Source organism: Izhakiella australiensis (assembly GCF_002006995.1).
Taxonomy (GTDB): domain Bacteria; phylum Pseudomonadota; class Gammaproteobacteria; order Enterobacterales; family Enterobacteriaceae; genus Izhakiella; species Izhakiella australiensis.
The window spans coordinates 18537-35037 of sequence record NZ_MRUL01000001.1 but is presented as its reverse complement, the minus strand read 5'-3'; the positions used below and the strand labels follow the sequence as shown (position 1 = coordinate 35037).

Annotated in this window: 13 protein-coding genes and 1 riboswitch; of the genes, 7 read left to right on the top strand and 6 right to left on the bottom strand. The window is 55.2% G+C overall.

Features of this window, described 5'->3' with window-relative positions; translation table 11 throughout:
- Positions 1-60 precede the first annotated feature (60 nt).
- Positions 61-2535 (top strand): glycerol-3-phosphate 1-O-acyltransferase PlsB, encoded by a 2475-nt coding sequence (gene plsB / locus BTJ39_RS00135; protein WP_078000639.1) that lies wholly within the window; start codon positions 61-63, stop codon positions 2533-2535.
- A 145-nt stretch (positions 2536-2680) separates the two neighbouring features.
- Here the strand turns inward: plsB and BTJ39_RS00130 are convergent, their stop codons facing one another.
- A complete protein-coding gene (locus BTJ39_RS00130) occupies positions 2681-3901 on the bottom strand; it encodes an amino acid deaminase (RefSeq protein ID WP_078000638.1) in 1221 nt (406 codons plus the stop codon).
- Positions 3902-4105: 204 nt separating this feature from the next.
- Here BTJ39_RS00130 and BTJ39_RS00125 point away from each other — a divergent pair, with 204 nt between their 5' ends.
- The 3 genes from BTJ39_RS00125 to BTJ39_RS00115 all read left to right on the top strand — a co-directional run bounded on the left by BTJ39_RS00125 (position 4106) and on the right by BTJ39_RS00115 (position 7633).
- Positions 4106-5560: an N-acyl-D-amino-acid deacylase family protein gene (locus BTJ39_RS00125; RefSeq protein WP_078000637.1), complete on the top strand. Its 1455-nt coding sequence runs from the start codon at positions 4106-4108 to the stop codon at positions 5558-5560.
- Positions 5557-5952, top strand: coding sequence for a RidA family protein (locus tag BTJ39_RS00120; RefSeq protein WP_078000636.1), 396 nt, complete (start codon positions 5557-5559; stop codon positions 5950-5952). Before BTJ39_RS00125 ends, BTJ39_RS00120 begins: the two co-directional genes overlap by 4 nt.
- A gap of 190 nt (positions 5953-6142) precedes the next feature.
- A complete protein-coding gene (locus tag BTJ39_RS00115; RefSeq protein WP_078000635.1) occupies positions 6143-7633 on the top strand; it encodes a sodium:solute symporter family protein in 1491 nt (496 codons plus the stop codon).
- Between the two features lie 36 nt (positions 7634-7669).
- Here the strand turns inward: BTJ39_RS00115 and BTJ39_RS00110 are convergent, their stop codons facing one another.
- The 5 genes from BTJ39_RS00110 to pgi form a co-directional block, all read right to left on the bottom strand.
- Positions 7670-8533 carry a MurR/RpiR family transcriptional regulator gene (locus BTJ39_RS00110; RefSeq protein ID WP_078000634.1) on the bottom strand — a complete coding sequence of 288 codons (864 nt, stop codon included), beginning with the start codon at positions 8531-8533 and terminating at the stop codon, positions 7670-7672.
- A 167-nt stretch (positions 8534-8700) separates the two neighbouring features.
- Entirely contained in the window at positions 8701-9576 is an 876-nt protein-coding gene (gene ubiA / locus BTJ39_RS00105; protein ID WP_078000633.1) for a 4-hydroxybenzoate octaprenyltransferase, read from the bottom strand.
- A 14-nt stretch (positions 9577-9590) separates the two neighbouring features.
- The gene (gene ubiC / locus BTJ39_RS00100; RefSeq protein ID WP_078000632.1) at positions 9591-10106 is read right to left on the bottom strand and encodes a chorismate lyase; all 516 of its coding nucleotides are present in this window, start codon (positions 10104-10106) and stop codon (positions 9591-9593) included.
- A gap of 81 nt (positions 10107-10187) precedes the next feature.
- Entirely contained in the window at positions 10188-10595 is a 408-nt protein-coding gene (psiE, locus tag BTJ39_RS00095) for a phosphate-starvation-inducible protein PsiE (RefSeq protein WP_078000631.1), read from the bottom strand.
- A gap of 145 nt (positions 10596-10740) precedes the next feature.
- A complete protein-coding gene (pgi, locus tag BTJ39_RS00090) occupies positions 10741-12387 on the bottom strand; it encodes a glucose-6-phosphate isomerase (RefSeq protein ID WP_078000630.1) in 1647 nt (548 codons plus the stop codon).
- 586 nt (positions 12388-12973) lie between these two features.
- A riboswitch (Lysine riboswitch) is annotated at positions 12974-13167 on the top strand.
- A gap of 82 nt (positions 13168-13249) precedes the next feature.
- Between pgi and lysC the strand changes: the two genes are divergently transcribed.
- The 3 genes from lysC to BTJ39_RS00075 all read left to right on the top strand — a co-directional run bounded on the left by lysC (position 13250) and on the right by BTJ39_RS00075 (position 16357).
- Positions 13250-14602: a lysine-sensitive aspartokinase 3 gene (lysC, locus tag BTJ39_RS00085; protein WP_078000629.1), complete on the top strand. Its 1353-nt coding sequence runs from the start codon at positions 13250-13252 to the stop codon at positions 14600-14602.
- Positions 14603-14866: 264 nt separating this feature from the next.
- Complete coding sequence (panS, locus tag BTJ39_RS00080) at positions 14867-15784, top strand: ketopantoate/pantoate/pantothenate transporter PanS (protein ID WP_078000628.1); 918 nt, start codon at positions 14867-14869, stop codon at positions 15782-15784.
- 111 nt (positions 15785-15895) lie between these two features.
- Positions 15896-16357 carry an acyltransferase gene (locus BTJ39_RS00075; RefSeq protein WP_078000627.1) on the top strand — a complete coding sequence of 154 codons (462 nt, stop codon included), beginning with the start codon at positions 15896-15898 and terminating at the stop codon, positions 16355-16357.
- Positions 16358-16501: the final 144 nt, after the last annotated feature.

Sequence of the window (16501 nt, the reverse complement as noted above, 5' to 3'; positions counted from 1 at the left end):
TTACTCGCCGCTTTCTGGTATGCTTGCGACGCTTTGCTAACAAGAGGCTTTATTTTGTCTATGTCAGGTTGGCGTAAACTATATTATAACTTACTGAATATTCCGTTAAAATTCCTGGTAAAAAGTAAAGCGATTCCGGCAGATCCGCTTGCTGAACTGGGGCTGGATCGTTCTCGCCCCATCATGTACGTACTGCCGTACGATTCCAAGGTCGATTTGCTGACGCTGCGCGCCGAATGCCGCAAACACGATTTACCCGATCCGCTGGAACCGCTGGAAACCGACGGCGCCGAGCTGCCGCGCTACGTTTTTATTCACGATGGTCCGCGGGTTTTTCCCTATTTCGTCCCTAATCTGGAATCGGTGAAGCTATTCCACGATTATCTCGACCTGCACCGCAGTAATCCCGAGCTGGATGTCCAGATGATACCGGTTTCGGTGATGTTTGGCCGTGCGCCAGGCCGGGAAATTCAGGGCCAGCCGCAGCCGCACCTGCGCGTGCTCAACGGCGTGCAAAAATTCTTCGCCGTATTATGGCTTGGCCGCGACAGCTTCGTTCGCTTTTCCGCCATCGTTTCGCTGCGCTACATGGCGACCGAGCACGGCACCGACAAAACCATCGCACAAAAGCTGGCTCGCGTAGCGCGCATGCACTTTGCCCGTCAGCGCCTGGCTGCGGTAGGACCGCGCCTGCCGGTTCGCCACGATCTATTTGTCAGATTGCTGCAATCAAAAGCCATCGCCAAAGCGGTGGAAGATGAGGCGCGCAGTAAAAAAATCTCTCACGATAAAGCGCAGCAGGCTGCCGTCGAGATGATGGAAGAAATTGCCGCCGATTTTACCTATGAAGCGATTCGCATCACCGATCGGGTCATGGGCTGGACCTGGAGCCGCCTTTATAAAGGAATCAACGTCAGCGGCGCAGAGCGCATCCGTCAGCTGGCGCAGGATGGCCATGAGCTGGTCTACGTTCCCTGCCACCGCAGCCATATGGACTACCTGCTGCTCTCATACGTTATTTATCATCAGGGACTGGTTCCCCCGCATATCGCTGCCGGTATCAACCTGAACTTCTGGCCTGCCGGGCCCATTTTCCGCCATCTGGGCGCCTTTTTTATCCGCCGGACCTTCAAAGGCAATAAGCTTTACTCCACGGTCTTTCGTGAATATTTAGGCGAGCTGTTTAATCGCGGCTACTCGGTGGAATATTTTATGGAAGGCGGCCGCTCGCGCACCGGACGGCTGCTCGATCCTAAAACCGGCACGCTGTCGATGACTATTCAGGCGATGCTGCGCGGCGGCAATCGCCCGATTACTCTGGTGCCAATATTCATTGGTTATGAGCACGTAATGGAAGTAGGCACCTACGCCAAAGAGCTACGCGGTGCGGCCAAAGAGAAAGAAGGCTTTATGCAGATGCTGCGCGGTTTGCGCAAGCTGCGTAACCTCGGCCAGGGCTACGTTAACTTTGGCGAGCCTCTGCCTTTGGTGAGTTACCTGAACAAACAGGTACCGGAATGGCGCGAAGCCATCGATCCGATAGAAGCGCAGCGACCGGCCTGGCTGATGCCAGCGGTGAATGACATTGCGCAAAAAGTCATGGTGCGGATTAATAATGCCGGCGCCGCAAACGCGATGAACCTCTGCGTGACCGCGCTGCTGGCTTCACGCCAGCGTTCACTAACCCGTGAACAGCTTACCGAGCAGCTTGCTTGTTACCAGGAATTACTGCGTAACGTGCCCTACTCCGAGCACTCCACGGTGCCGGATGCCACGCCGGAAGCCATGCTGGAACACGCCATCGGCATGAATAAATTCGACATCGAACAGGACAATTTCGGCGAGATTATTGTTCTGCCGCGCGAGCAAGCGGTGTTGATGACCTATTACCGCAACAATATTCACCATATGCTGGTCATTCCGTCGCTGCTGGCAGCCATCGTCATGCAGCATCGCCAGATCAGCCGCGAGGAATTGTTGCGCCAGGTCAGCGTGCTTTATCCGATGCTGAAAAGCGAACTGTTCCTGCGCTGGGAAAAAGAGGCGCTGCCTGAGCTGCTGGCGGCGTTAATCGACGAAATGGGCCGCCAGGAGCTACTGCGAATTGAAGGCGACAAGGTGCGAATCAGCAATGCGCGCCTGCGTACCCTTCAGCTGCTGGCCGCCGGAGTGCGTGAAACGCTGCAGCGCTATGCCATCACCTTCGCCATCCTCAGCGATAACCCCGCCATTAATCGTGGCACGCTGGAAAAAGAGAGTCGCACGCTGGCGCAGCGCCTGTCGGTGCTACATGGCATCAACGCGCCGGAATTTTTTGATAAAGCAGTGTTCAGCTCTTTAGTGCTGAAGCTGCGCGATGAAGGCTATATCAGCGACTCGGGTGATGCGCAGGTCAATCAAACCCAGCAGGTTTATCTGATGCTGGCCGACCTGATATTGCAGGATGTGCGTATGACGATTGAAAGCGCCGCCTCCACTGGCGAACCGCTACAACTGACCGATATGTCACAGCCGCCAGCCGAGCCGAACGAGTAAAGCGCCAGTTGAAACCGACTAATCCGGCGCGCCCCGCAGCGGGGCGCGCCGGAGCGGAAACGTTATCTCTGCGCTCACGCCCACCGCTGCCAGTGAGATGAAAAAACCGGCGCCCACCCTCGCCTTACATGCGCCAGCCTGGCCGTTAAAACGCCGTTGCTAACTCAGCCAGCACGTTATAATTATCATCCACCAGCAGCAGCGCCTGCCACTTGTCGAAGGTCAGGCAGGGATGCGAGGTACTGAACAGCAAAACATCGCCTACCTGCAGCTGCGCGCCGGGTTTTAACTTCAGCATCGCGTGCTGGTCCATAATACCCACGGTTTCCATCAACGCCGTGGGCGCAGGCAACGCTTTGCCCTGGCGATAGTGAGCAATCGGCTGTGGCAGGCCGGCATCAAAGGCGCTGTCTCGTTTACCGAAATTAACGATAGCGCGATCGGCTTCCGGCACCGATTGCACCAGCGCGGCCAGCTCCAGCGCAGAAACCAAATCACCGCCAGCATCACAGGCACTGCTATCTCTTGCCATCAGCGCGTCCTGCGCTTGCTGATAAATACCTTTGTCGTGCGTGATGTAGCAGCCAGGCCGAATCGCTATGCGGCAGTTAGCCGGCTTCGGCGCCGCCAGCCAGACGTTACATACCACGTCGTACCATACCGAACCCGCACCGGTGAGCAAAAACTCCCCGTCAACAAACCGCTCAAGCTGGCAAGCCAGCGCCGCGGCATCGCGCAGCAATGCTTCTACCGCCGGTTGCGGATTGTCGCCGTGAAGCACCCCTTCATACAATTCCAGACCGCGCAGCCGCAGACCCGGCAGTCCGGAAATGCTCTCCGCCAGTTCCAGCGCCTGGGCAGCGGAGCGACAGCCACAACGACCGCCCGTCACGCCCAGCTCAATCAGCACGTCCAGCGTTTGTCCCTGCGCGTTAAAAAACGCCGAGAGCGCCTGGGCGTTGGCGATACTATCCACGCAGCAGAGATAATCGATATCGGGATATTTTTGTTTCAGTCGTGCGATAAGCGTCAGGTTCGCCTTGCCAACCAGCTGATTCACCATCAGCACCCGCTTAATCCCGCTGGCCATCGCAATACTGGCCTGCCAGGCGCTACCGACGCCGATCGCCCAGGCACCCGCCTGCTGCTGCTGCTGGAAAATCCAGGGCGTCATGGTGGTTTTGCCGTGCGGCGCAAGAGAAACGCCGCGCGTATCCGCATAGTGCTGCATCCAGCGAATATTATTCTCCAGCGCAGATTTTTTAATCAGCGCCGCCGGCAGGCAGACGTCTTCATTAACCACGTTCGCAGCGGGATTAATCAGGGCGGCTTTATGGGGTACGAGGTTATCTTCATGATATTTCATAACACATTTACTCCACAGTTTTATCCACACAATAAAACAAGTATCTTTTATAACAACATGAAAATAAAAACATTAATTTATAAATTATTATATCAATGAATAAAAGTATCATAATTTCATATGAACTTTGTGTAGTTTTCCACTGTTTTCACCTCCTGTAAATGGTTAACTTTAACCCAGACCACAATGGGGGGTATCGGATACATGAAGTTTGACTATCTGTTCAGGAACGTCACTGTTATCGACGGTTCCGGTGGCCCGGAGTACCGTGCCGATGTCGCGATACAAGACGATCGTATTGCGCAAATCGCACCCTCCATCAGCAGTGAAGCACAGCATGAAATCGACGGCAGCGGTCGCGTACTGGCGCCGGGTTTTATCGACGTACATACCCATGACGACATTAACGTTATCCGCATACCGGAGTATCTGCCGAAAATCAGTCAGGGCGTAACCACGGTGATCGTCGGCAACTGCGGCATCAGTGCCGCGTGCGCCACCATTAAAGGCCAGGTACCGGACCCGATGAACCTGCTCGGCGAAGCGCAGCATTTTGCTTATCCGACGGTGGAAGACTATGCCCATGCGGTCGCGCAGGCCCGTCCGGCAATCAACGTTGGCACGCTGATCGGCCACACGGCGCTGCGTAACAATCATATGGACGATCTGTTTCGTGCCGCCAGCCCACAGGAAATCAGCGCGATGCGCGCGCAGTTAAAGCTGGCGCTGCAGCAGGGCGCGTTGGGACTCAGTACCGGTCTGGCCTACGCCAGCGCCTTCCAGTCAACCACCGAAGAGGTGATGGCGCTGGCTGAAGAGCTGGCAGAGGAAAATGGCGTTTATACCACGCACCTGCGCTCCGAATTTGAGCCTATTCTCGATGCGCTGGACGAGGCATTTCGTATTGGCCGACACGGCAAAGTGCCGGTGGTGGTTTCGCACCATAAGTGCGCCGGTGCAAAAAACTGGGGCCGCACCGTAGAAACGCTGAAGCTGTTCGATAAAGTGCGCGAGCAGCAGGATGTATCCTGCGACTGCTATCCCTATTCAGCCAGCTCCTCAACGCTGGATATGAAGCAAATTACCGATGAATTCGACATCATCATCACCTGGTCGCAGCCGCATCCGGAGGTGGCGGGCCAGTCGCTGAAGCAAATTGCGCAAAGCTGGTCGATGTCACTTCACCAGGCCGGCGAATTACTGATGCCCGCCGGGGCGATTTACTACAACATGGACGAGCAGGATGTGAGGCGCGTAATGCGCTACCCGGTGACGATGATTGGTTCCGACGGCCTGCCGAACGATCCGATGCCGCATCCCCGCCTTTGGGGCGCCTTTCCCCGGGTACTGGGTCATTACAGCCGAGATGAGAAGCTGTTTCCGTTGACCACGGCAATCCATAAAATGACCGGCATGTCGGCAGCGCGATTCCAGCTGCCCGAACGCGGCCTGCTTAAATGCGGCTACTATGCGGATTTGGTTCTGTTCGATCCGGCAACCGTGCGCGATGTAGCAAGCTTCAGCGATCCGAAACAGCCGGCGGCTGGCATTGAAGCGGTGATGGTAAACGGCGTATTAAGTTACGGTCAGGGCCAGACGGTAACTGGCCGCGCCGGACGTTTTTTACGCCGGGTGAAAACACATAAGGAGCAAAAATGAGCATTAAACGTTATGGCGTCGATGGCAGCACCGGCACCGGGGGCCAACATTTGCCGTTCGCTAAAGCAGTGGAAGCTGCCGGCTGGCTGTATGTTTCCGGCCAGACGCCAATGAAAGAGGGTGAGGTGGTAGAGGGCGGTATTATTGAGCAGTCCCGCCTCGCCATTCAGAACTGTCTGGACATCATGACCGCAGCAGGTTACGGCCTGGCAGACGTGGTGCACGTGAAGGTTTTCCTCACCGACGCCCGCTACTTTCAATCTTTTAATAAGGTTTTTCGCGAGTTCTTCGGAGAGCATCCTCCGGCCCGGGTTTGCTGCGTGGCGGACCTGGTTGTCGATTGTAAAGTAGAAGTGGATGTAACCTGCTATAACGCAGAGCGAACCAAGTAAGCGCTTCGGGCGGGTTAACAAAGCATAACCCGCCTGTCGCAAGGGTGGAGCGAACCGACGACGCTCCAGCCAATAACTAAACAGAATAGATGGCATAAAATTCGGCACTGATATTTGCGCGTGCCAGTGGGCTTCCTGTGCCATTTTTCAGGAGCCGTTCAATTAACTGATTATTGTCTGGAAGCGAGCCATGAATAATATTTCTTTTCTTATCTGGTTTGGAATATATGCTTGCGCGATGATTTTTCTCGGCTGGTATGTTTCGCGCCATCAAAAAAACGGTGATGACTTTTTATTGGGTGGCCGCTCTCTGCCGCTGATACTAACCCTGGGCTCCACCGTTGGCACCATGGTCGGCACCGGCTCAAGCGTCGGCGCGGTTGGCTTCGGTTACACCAACGGCTGGGCGGGAATGCTTTACGGTCTGGGCGGCGCGGCTGGTATTTTACTGGTAGCCTGGCTTTTCGCGCCGGTACGTAAACTGCGCTTTATGACCATGAGCGAGGAAATATCCTATTACACCGGCGGCAGCAAAATAATTAAGAATATCGTGGCGATATTAATTTTCATCGCCTCTATTGGCTGGCTCGGCGCCCATATTTTAGGCGGCGGCTTATACCTTGCCTGGGCCAGCGGTATCGATATTAATATGGCAAAAATCATTATCGCCGCAGCGTTTATTGTGTATGTCGGCATCGGTGGCTATTCAGCCGTGGTCTGGATCGACACCGTACAATCGTTAATTTTGTTCGTTGGCTTTATCCTGATGGCGGTGCTGGCAGTCCATCACGTCGGCGGCTGGAGCCATATTCAGCAGGCGGTTGACCCTGCCGCCCGTAGCCTGTTTGCGGTAGATAAACTTGGCGTTCTGCCCGCCCTTTCACTGGCGATGGTGATTGGCGTCGGAGTGCTGGCGACGCCGTCGTATCGTCAGCGTATTTACTCAGCCAAATCCGTTGCCACGGTGCGCAAATCGTTTACCGTTACCGGCCTGCTCTATCTCGGCTTCTCATTCCTGCCGGCAATTATCGGCATGGCCGCCTGGACGATGGACCCGCATCTGGAAAATAGCGGCTTCGCTTTCCTGTTTGCAACCCAGGTACTGCCGCCAGTGCTGGCAATGGCCGTGCTTATTGCCGGGATGTCGGCGAACATGTCATCCGGTAGTTCAGATGCTATTGCGGCGGTTTCAATTATGCTGCGCGATCTCTATACCTTGATCACCGGCCACATGCCCGCGCCGGAGAAAGCAATCCGCCTGTCGCGCCTGTTTCTGGTACTGGTCATCGGCCTGGCGCTGCTGTTCGCCCTGACCTCTAACGACATCATCAGCTACATCACCAAGATGATCTCAATGATCATGTCCGGCTTGTTTATCTGCTCAATGCTTGGTCGCTTCTGGACGCGTTTTAACTGGCAGGGCGCTTTGGCCGCGCTGCTCGGCGGCGCCGGGACCTCAATGGTCATGCTGGCGAATGACAGCTGGATGAGCTACTGGGGCAACCCCTGCGTGCCGTCAGTGTTGGCCAGCCTGATATGTGCGGTGTTAATCACCCTGGTGACGCCGGCCAGCAGGATGAGCCGCGAGGAAGCGCTGGAAATGATCACCCGCGAGCGTGAGAGCCGCCCGGAAGCGGTGCCGGTTGCGCTGGGTAAAAGCACCACCGATAGCGTCCGCTAAGATAACATTAGGTCCATTAGCCGCTGGGAATAAACGCTAATCCCCCAGCGGCTGGCGATCAACGCCGCCGCGGTGGCTATCGAGCGCCAGTTTAATTCGCCGCAGGCGGTCTTTCGCCTGGCTTTTATTCGCCATTGCCAGCTCGGTTGCCAGTACATCCACCATCGCCAGCATCGCATAGCGTGAGGTCGTTGGCTTAAAGATGTAGTCGTTTTCCCGTACGATAAGCGGCAATACCATATCCGACTGCTGCGCCAGCGGCGTCCCTTCCGGGGTAATAGCAATCACCTTTGCGCCATACTGTCGGGCGATAGACACGCTTTCTACCACCTCCGGCGAGTAACCGCCGAGAGACAGGGCAACGACAATATCATTTGCCGCCACCGACGCTGACATCATCCTGACCAGCAGGCCGTCGCTCTGGCTGACTACCGGCAGGCCAAGGCGAAACAGGCGAAACTGCAACTCCTGGGCGCAGATGGTTGAACCGCCCCCCATACCAATAGCCAGAATCTGCCGCGCGCCGCTTAGCCACCCAACCGCCTTTTTCAGCGCCTCCGGCTCCAGCGCTCGCCGGTTGATGTCCAGTACGTTAATAATGGTTTCATAAATGCCCTGAACCCCTTCCAGATCGGGCACATCGAGAATAAAGCGCTGACCTACCGCCAGCGACTGCGCCAGCTTGACCTTCAGTTCACGCACATCTTTACAGCCGATAGCGCGGGCAAATCGGGTTACAGACGCCTGACTGGTTGCAGTCAGCCGCGCCATTTCAGCGATAGGCAGCGTCGAGGCAGACTGCACGTCATCCAGGATAAACTGCGCGATGCGCTTTTCGGTCACGGTCAGCTCGACAAAGCGATCGGTAATACAGGAGATGATATCGATGGAATAGCCCACGGTGCGGCCCCTGAAGGAGATAAAATGAATGGTACTTTGTACCACACGCGCCAGCATTAAGGTAACAATACGGTGATGGTTAAGGAATGGTCGCCCAGGCTGATAGCCCGGTCAGGTGCCGGCAGCGGTGAGCTAAGCCGCCGGCCGCCCATCGCCATCACATACGATCATGCCCAGGGGATGAGCGCCGCGACGATGCCAGCAAAGATAGCCAACCCAACGTAGTTATTATTGAGAAAAGCCAGGAAGCAGGCCTGACGATCGCGCCCGGCAATGCACTTTTGCTGATAAATAAACAGCGCGGCGGCAACCAGCAGGCCGGTATAATAAAAAGCATTAAGCTGCATTTTAACGCCGACCGTAACCAGCAGCAGCAGGGTCGCGATTTGCAACAAACAGACGATCAGTTTGTCATAGCGTCCGAAGAGAATGGCGGTGGATTTTACCCCGATCTTTAAATCGTCGTCCCGGTCTACCATGGCATACAGCGTGTCGTAAGCCACGGTCCAGCAGATATTGGCAAAAAATAGCAGCCAGCAGACCAGCGGCAAAGTGTCGCTCACCGCCGCCCAGGCCATTGGGATCGCCCAACCGAAAGCCGCCCCCAATACCACCTGTGGCAAATGGGTATAGCGCTTCATAAAAGGATAGAGCGATGCCAGCGCCAGCCCGCCAAAAGAGAGCCAGATGGTCAGGCTATTCATCGTCAGGACCAGCAGGAAAGCGCTAATGACCAGCGCGGCAAACAGAATTTTGGCCTCTTTGACGCTGACCGCGCCGCTCGCCAGCGGGCGCTCGCGGGTGCGCTTTACGTGGCCGTCAATATGACGGTCGGCAAAATCATTAATGACGCAGCCCGCGGCACGCATAACAAAAACGCCCAGTACGAAAACCACCAGTACATCCAGCGGCGGCAGCGATCGGCCGGAGAGCCATAGCGCCCAGCCGGTAGGCCATAATAACAGCAGGGTGCCGATCGGTTTATCAATGCGCATCAGGCGGCAGTACGCTTGCCATTTGCTCATTTGTAAACTGTTTTCCATTGCCTGCAACTCCGTTAAAGCGCTTCAGAATAAAGCGGTGACGCGGGAAGAAAAAGCTCAGTTAATAACAGCGGTTTGCCCGAAAGCCGGAGCCGCGAACGCCGCCCCCATAGTTCATCACTGCGGCCGATGTCGATGAAATCACGCGTCAGCGTCGAACTGGCAAACAGATAGCGTCCAAGGGGCCGGGTGCCGAGATTCTGCAACATTTTTTCCGGCCCGTTTAAGGTCGACTCTGGCACCAACGTTCGCCCGACCAGCCAGGGTTGGTCGTCACCACAGAGTAAAATCTCACGCAGCCAGTAGCGCTGCTCCGCTTCAGGCAGCAGCGCACGCTCCTCACCGGCCTGGAGCGCAGTGATAAACTCTTCGCGCAAAATACGGACGCTAACCCGCTGGCAGTGGCGCTCAAAGCGGCGGGTCATCGAGTCCTCTTCCATCAGCCAGCTGCTTATCGCCTCTGGCGGCGCGGCGCTATCGGCATCTGACCAGCACAGCGCATAAAGTTGGTTCAGGGCGGGATGAGACATAGTTCTCTCCGGTCAAAACGGAGCCATAGTGTAACTGAAGCGCCGGGCGGTGTAACGCCGCCGCGCGCCTGGGCGCGCTAATTATTCACGTTGCAGCCGCGAACTGTTGAGCAGCCACAGCGCAACAATCAGAATCAGAATGGCAACGGAATAACACAGCGTATCGGCCGGGCTATCATGATCGACAATAATTAATCTGATAATAGCGGTAATGCTGATATAGACAAAATAGCGCAGCGGGAAATGATAGCCAGACTGGAAATACTTCACAATCAGCGCAATAAATTCAAAATAAAGAAAATAGGTGACGATCCCTTCAACCAGCAGATATGAAGAGCTGTCTTCCGGGGCGCGAAATAATACGTTGCCCAGGGAAAGGGTCTCTTTCCCCAGAAAAACGATTAAAATCAGCGCAAGCACGATCAGACCAAGGTTCAATATCATCTGGCCGGCAAACGCAATCCTCAGGCCTGCCTTTCCAATATGCATAAATGCAACTCCACACAAGAATTATTCTCACTAAATTCAAGCTGCATTATGCCTGATTGTTCACAACACAACTAAAACGGCAAAAAAAAGCCAGCAAATCAATGCTGGCTTTAAATTAGCCTTAATCATTATAGCCGGCGCCAGCTTAGCGCCAGGATTTAAAGCGATTAATCAGCCCATTCGTTGATCCATCATGGCTGCCGACCTGCTCACTGCCTTTCAGCTCCGGCAGGATGCGATTTGCCAACTGCTTGCCTAATTCAACGCCCCACTGATCAAAGCTGAAGATATCGAGAATTGCCCCCTGGGTGAAAATTTTATGCTCATAGAGCGCAATCAGCGCCCCCAGACTGTAAGGCGTGATTTCCCGCAGCAAAATAGAGTTGGTTGGCCGGTTACCCTCGAACACTTTAAACGGCACCACGTGCGTCAGCGTCGCCGGATCTTTGCCGGCATCAGCAAACTCTTTCTCTACTGCATCCTTTGACTTACCAAAGGCCAGCGCCTCGGTCTGGGCAAAGAAGTTCGACAGCAGCTTTTCATGGTGGTCGCCGAGCTTATTGTGGGTAATCGCCGGGGCGATAAAATCACAGGGGATAAGCTTAGTGCCCTGATGAATCAGCTGATAGAAAGCATGCTGGCCATTAGTGCCAGGTTCACCCCAGATGATCGGACCGGTCTGCCAGGAGACCAGGTTGCCGTCGCGATCAACATGTTTGCCGTTCGACTCCATGTTGCCCTGCTGGAAATAAGCGGCAAAGCGGTGCATATACTGGTCGTAAGGCAGGATTGCTTCGGTCTCAGCGCCAAAGAAATTGTTGTACCAGATGCCGATCAGCGCCAGCTGTACCGGCAGGTTCTTTTCCAGTTCGGTTTCTGAAAAGTGCTTGTCCATGGCGTGGGCGCCTGACAGCAGTTTGGCAAAGTTATCAAAGCCGATCGACAGAATAATAGACAGGCCGATCGCCGACCACAGCGAATAGCGCCCGCCAACCCAGTCCCAGAATTCGAACATGTTATTGGTGTCGATGCCAAAATCACCCACCGCTTTAGCGTTAGTAGACAGCGCGGCAAAATGTTTCGCCACGTGTTTCTCATCAGCGGCGGTTTTCAGGAACCAGTCACGCGCGCTGTGGGCGTTGGTCATCGTTTCCTGGGTGGTGAAGGTTTTGGAAGCAACGAGGAACAGCGTTGTTTCGGGATCGGTTTTCTTCAGCGTTTCAGCAATATGGGTGCCGTCAACGTTGGAAACAAAATGCATCGTCAGGTGATTTTTAAAAGGACGCAGCGCTTCGGTCACCATGAACGGGCCAAGGTCGGAGCCGCCAATGCCGATATTCACCACATCGGTAATGGCCTTGCCGGTATAGCCCTTCCATTCACCGCTGATAATGCTTTCGGAAAAGGCTTTCATTTTTTCCAGCACCGCGTTAACTTCCGGCATCACGTCTTTGCCATCCACCAGGATCGGCTTATTGCTGCGGTTACGCAACGCAACGTGCAGCACGGCGCGATCTTCAGTGCGGTTAATTTTTTCGCCGGAGAACATTGCCTTAATGGCACCTTGCAAATCGGTCTCCCGCGCCAGTGCATGCAGCCTGGTTAGCGTCTCGCGGGTGATGCGGTTTTTTGAATAATCCACCAGCATCTGATCGTCGAAGGTGGCGGAAAAATCGGCAAAGCGCTGGCTATCCTCGGCGAAAAGGTCAGCAATTTGCACATCTTTGATTTGTTCATAATGCTGCTGCAGCGCCTGCCAGGCAGCGGTTTTAGTCGGGTTGATATTCTTCATAACGATACTCTTCTTATTAAGAAACCGTGAAAACTGGTCAGCTGGCTGTTTCCGCCGGGCGAAGTGAAAAATCCCTTTACCGTAAGCGATGAAGTAAGTCGGGCTGGATGACTTCAGCCCCCCTCTGACCTAATCCTGTTCGCGGGACAATAATCCTCACGCGAAGTCGATGCTGCGCCATTGCCCGCAGGCAAACACCATGACGCGATATTGCCTCAGTATGACGACTCCTGATGACGAAAGGAAAAAAATCTGCGCCAGGTCACGCTGCATGATATGCGCCAAAATAGCCGAAAAGCCTGTAGCAATGCGGCATCGGCTGCTTTTCTCACACGCAGCGTTCCATTCCTTTTCGGCATAGTCCCATCTACCAGCTATAGCTGTAGGTGTTTCTGGGGCGACCAGCGTTTGTTGACCACAATCGCTGAGCTACACAGCTTAGCCTCAGTTCAGCTGGTCGTTTTTCTTTCTGGTGCGCTGCGCCATTCGTGTCTAATCGTAACGATTAATGAAAATTAGTCACCCTGACGTGATTGACAGCGAAGCGATTACCCGATAAATCTAGATCATTACTTGCGCAGCTGCGCAAGCCAGAAGAGGCGCGTCGCCCAGGTAGGATGTCGGAGGTTCCGCAACCTGTGAATACATCTGAGGGGGATGCGACGCCGAGATATGCGCCACGCGGAGTGGCTCGTATCGGCTACAGGGGCTGAATCCCCTGAGTTGTCACCCGGTGTATTCCAGGCGGAATACGCTACAAGGTGGGGCGCTTCTGGGAGACTCGTAGTTCTCCGTTCTACTGTCTACCCCGTTTCTGCTCTTCCCTTGTGCCAAGGCTTATCTGACACGAGGTAGTTTGTTTATGTCCCAGTCTTTAACCGTCGCCAAGTTTGGCGGCACCAGCGTGGCTGATTTTGATGCCATGAACCGCAGTGCTGATGTGGTACTTTCCGATCCTTCTTCTCGTTTAGTGGTGCTTTCCGCTGCGGCTGGCGTCACTAACTTGTTGGTTTCACTGGCTAAGGGACCTGAACAGGCGCAGCGCGTCTTTATGCTGGATGAAGTGCGCCGCATTCATCATGCCATCATCGACAGGCTGGCGCAGCCGCTGGTTATTCGTGATGAAATTGACCGCATGCTGGAAAATATCACCATGCTGTCCGAAGCGGCGGCTTTAGCGACCTCCAACGCGCTGACCGATGAGCTGGTCAGCCACGGCGAGCTGATGTCTACCCTGCTGTTTGTGGAAATTCTGCGCCAGCGGGGCGTTAACGCCCAGTGGTTTGACGTTCGCAAAATCATGCGTACCGACGATCTCTTCGGCCGCGCCGAACCGGATCCCCTCGCCCTGGCGGAACTTGCAGGCAATCAGCTCAAACCGCGCCTTGAAGAAGCGCTGGTGGTGACTCAGGGCTTTATCGGCAGCGAAGCTAAAGGCCGTACGACGACCCTTGGGCGCGGCGGCAGCGATTATACCGCCGCCCTGCTAGGCGAAGCGCTGCACGCCAGCCGCATTGATATCTGGACCGACGTGCCGGGTATTTACACCACCGATCCGCGCATCGTGCCCGCCGCCAGGCGCATTGATGAAATCACCTTTGAAGAGGCGGCGGAGATGGCAACCTTCGGCGCCAAGGTGCTGCACCCGGCAACCCTGTTGCCGGCAGTACGCAACGGCATCCCGGTTTTTGTTGGCTCCAGCAAAAACCCGCAGGCTGGCGGTACCCGCGTCTGTCTGGAGAGCGCTAACCCGCCGCTATTTCGCGCGCTGGCGCTGCGTCGTAAACAGACGCTGCTGACGCTGCACAGTCTGAATATGCTGCACGCACGCGGCTTCCTCGCCGAGGTATTCAGCATACTCGCGCGACATAACATTTCAGTGGATCTGATCACCACCTCTGAAGTCAGCATTGCGTTGACGCTGGATACCACCGGCTCGACCTCCACGGAAGACAATCTGCTAACTCAGGCGCTGCTGACCGAGCTGTCATCGCTGTGCCGGGTGGAAGTTGAAGATAATCTGGCGCTGGTGGCCCTGATTGGCAATAACCTGTCGCAAGCACGCGGCGTCGGTAAACAGGTTTTTGGCGCGCTGGAGCCTTTTAATCTGCGGCTAATCTGCTATGGCGCCAGCAGCTATAACCTCTGCTTTCTGGTTCCCGGCAACGATGCCGAGCAGGTGGTACAGGCGCTACACAGCCACCTTTTCGAGTAATATAACGACCCTTTTTGCCCGCCAGTCATCGCATCTGGCGGGCAAAGCGCTATTTCTTTCTGCGCCGGTAAAGGATTACTCGCCTGTTCAACCCGCATTTCCTGTCCGTCAGGCCAGGTGATTATTGTGACCGTCATCACCCTCTGGCCGTACGCCACCGCGCGTGATGAAACCTAATAGTGCTATGATTTCCCGCGCGCTTTTCCCCGTTCCGGAAAGGTGCCAATAAAAAACCAATAAACAAAAGTGAAAACAGGACAGGCTATGCTCGCCAATATCACCCGACTGTTCCCGCTGTGGGCAGTCTTACTCTCCGTTGCTGCATATTATTCACCAGGCACTTTCACGCCAATCGGTTCATACGTGACCTGGCTGCTAATGCTAATTATGTTTGGCATGGGCGTCACGCTGAGCCTGGACGATTTCAAGCGGGTTATGGTGCGCCCGGCGCCGGTCATTGCCGGCACCTTTCTACATTATCTGGTAATGCCTTTAGCAGCCTGGGCGCTGGCAAAGCTGTTTGGCATGCCCGCCGACCTGGCCGCCGGTATGATTCTGGTCGGCAGCGTTGCCAGCGGCACCGCTTCCAACGTAATGATCTACCTGGCGAAAGGTGACGTTGCGCTGTCGGTAACCATCTCTTCAGTTTCCGCGCTGGTCGGCGTATTTGCTACGCCGCTACTTACACGGCTGTATGTTGACACCCATATCCAGGTTGATGTGGTTGGTATGCTGCTAAGCATCGTGCAAATTGTGGTGATCCCTATCGGACTCGGCCTGATCATTCATCACAGCCTTAATCGCCTGGTAAAACGCGTTGAGCCCTACCTGCCGGCGTTCTCCATGGTCTGTATTCTGCTGATTATCAGTGCGGTAGTCGCCGGTAGCCAGAAGTTTATCGGCTCGGTGGGACTGATGGTTATCGCCGCGGTTATTCTGCATAACGCCATCGGCCTGCTGGGTGGCTACTGGGGCGGCAAGCTATTCGGCTTCGACGAATCAACCTGCCGCACCCTGGCGCTGGAAGTCGGCATGCAAAATTCCGGACTGGCGGCAACGCTGGGCAAAATTTACTTCTCGCCGCTGGCCGCACTACCCGGCGCGCTCTTCTCAGTCTGGCACAACCTGTCCGGTTCGCTGCTGGCAGGCTATTGGTCCGGCAAACCGACGGCAAAAAAATAGCCCTCCACCCCGCTGTGCGGTAATGCGCAGCGGGGCCTTCCTCGCGGATATTGCTCGCAACGCGCGATCTGTGGTTACCTTAAAACCTGTTTGCTTAACCGGGAGCGCGGCATGCATAAAATCGAGTTGCGTGAATCTGGCGTACGTGACGTGATCGCCGGCGAAAAGGTGGTGATCTACCAGCCTGTCAATATTTATGGCTGCACGTTGGGCGATCGGGTTTTTATCGGACCTTTTGTTGAGATACAGCGTAACTGCCAGATTGGCAGTGACTGCAAGGTGCAGTCACACAGCTTTATTTGTGAATACGTGGTGCTGGGAAACGGCTGTTTTATCGGGCACGGCGTCAACTTTGCCAACGATCTGTTTCAGCAGGGAGCGCCCGACCCTGACCCTGCTAACTGGCGGCGTATTACCCTGGGTGATAACGTCACCGTTGGCAGCGGCGCGACTATTCTGGCGGAATTTATCTGCTCCGGCGCGGTCATCGGCGCTGGCAGCGTAGTGACCCGGTCGATTCGGGAAAAAGGTATTTACGCCGGCAATCCGGCGCGGCAGCTGCGCCGTCTCTGAGCAAAAAGCCCGACCATATCCGCCAGCCCGGCAGTCAGCCGCAGAATTCTCGTCAGGCAGCCTGACTGGCTTTATGAGCTGACAGGCCAGACTAAGTCCTTTCAGGCAGCATCCTCTTCCGCAGAAATAAAAGTGAGTACCCAC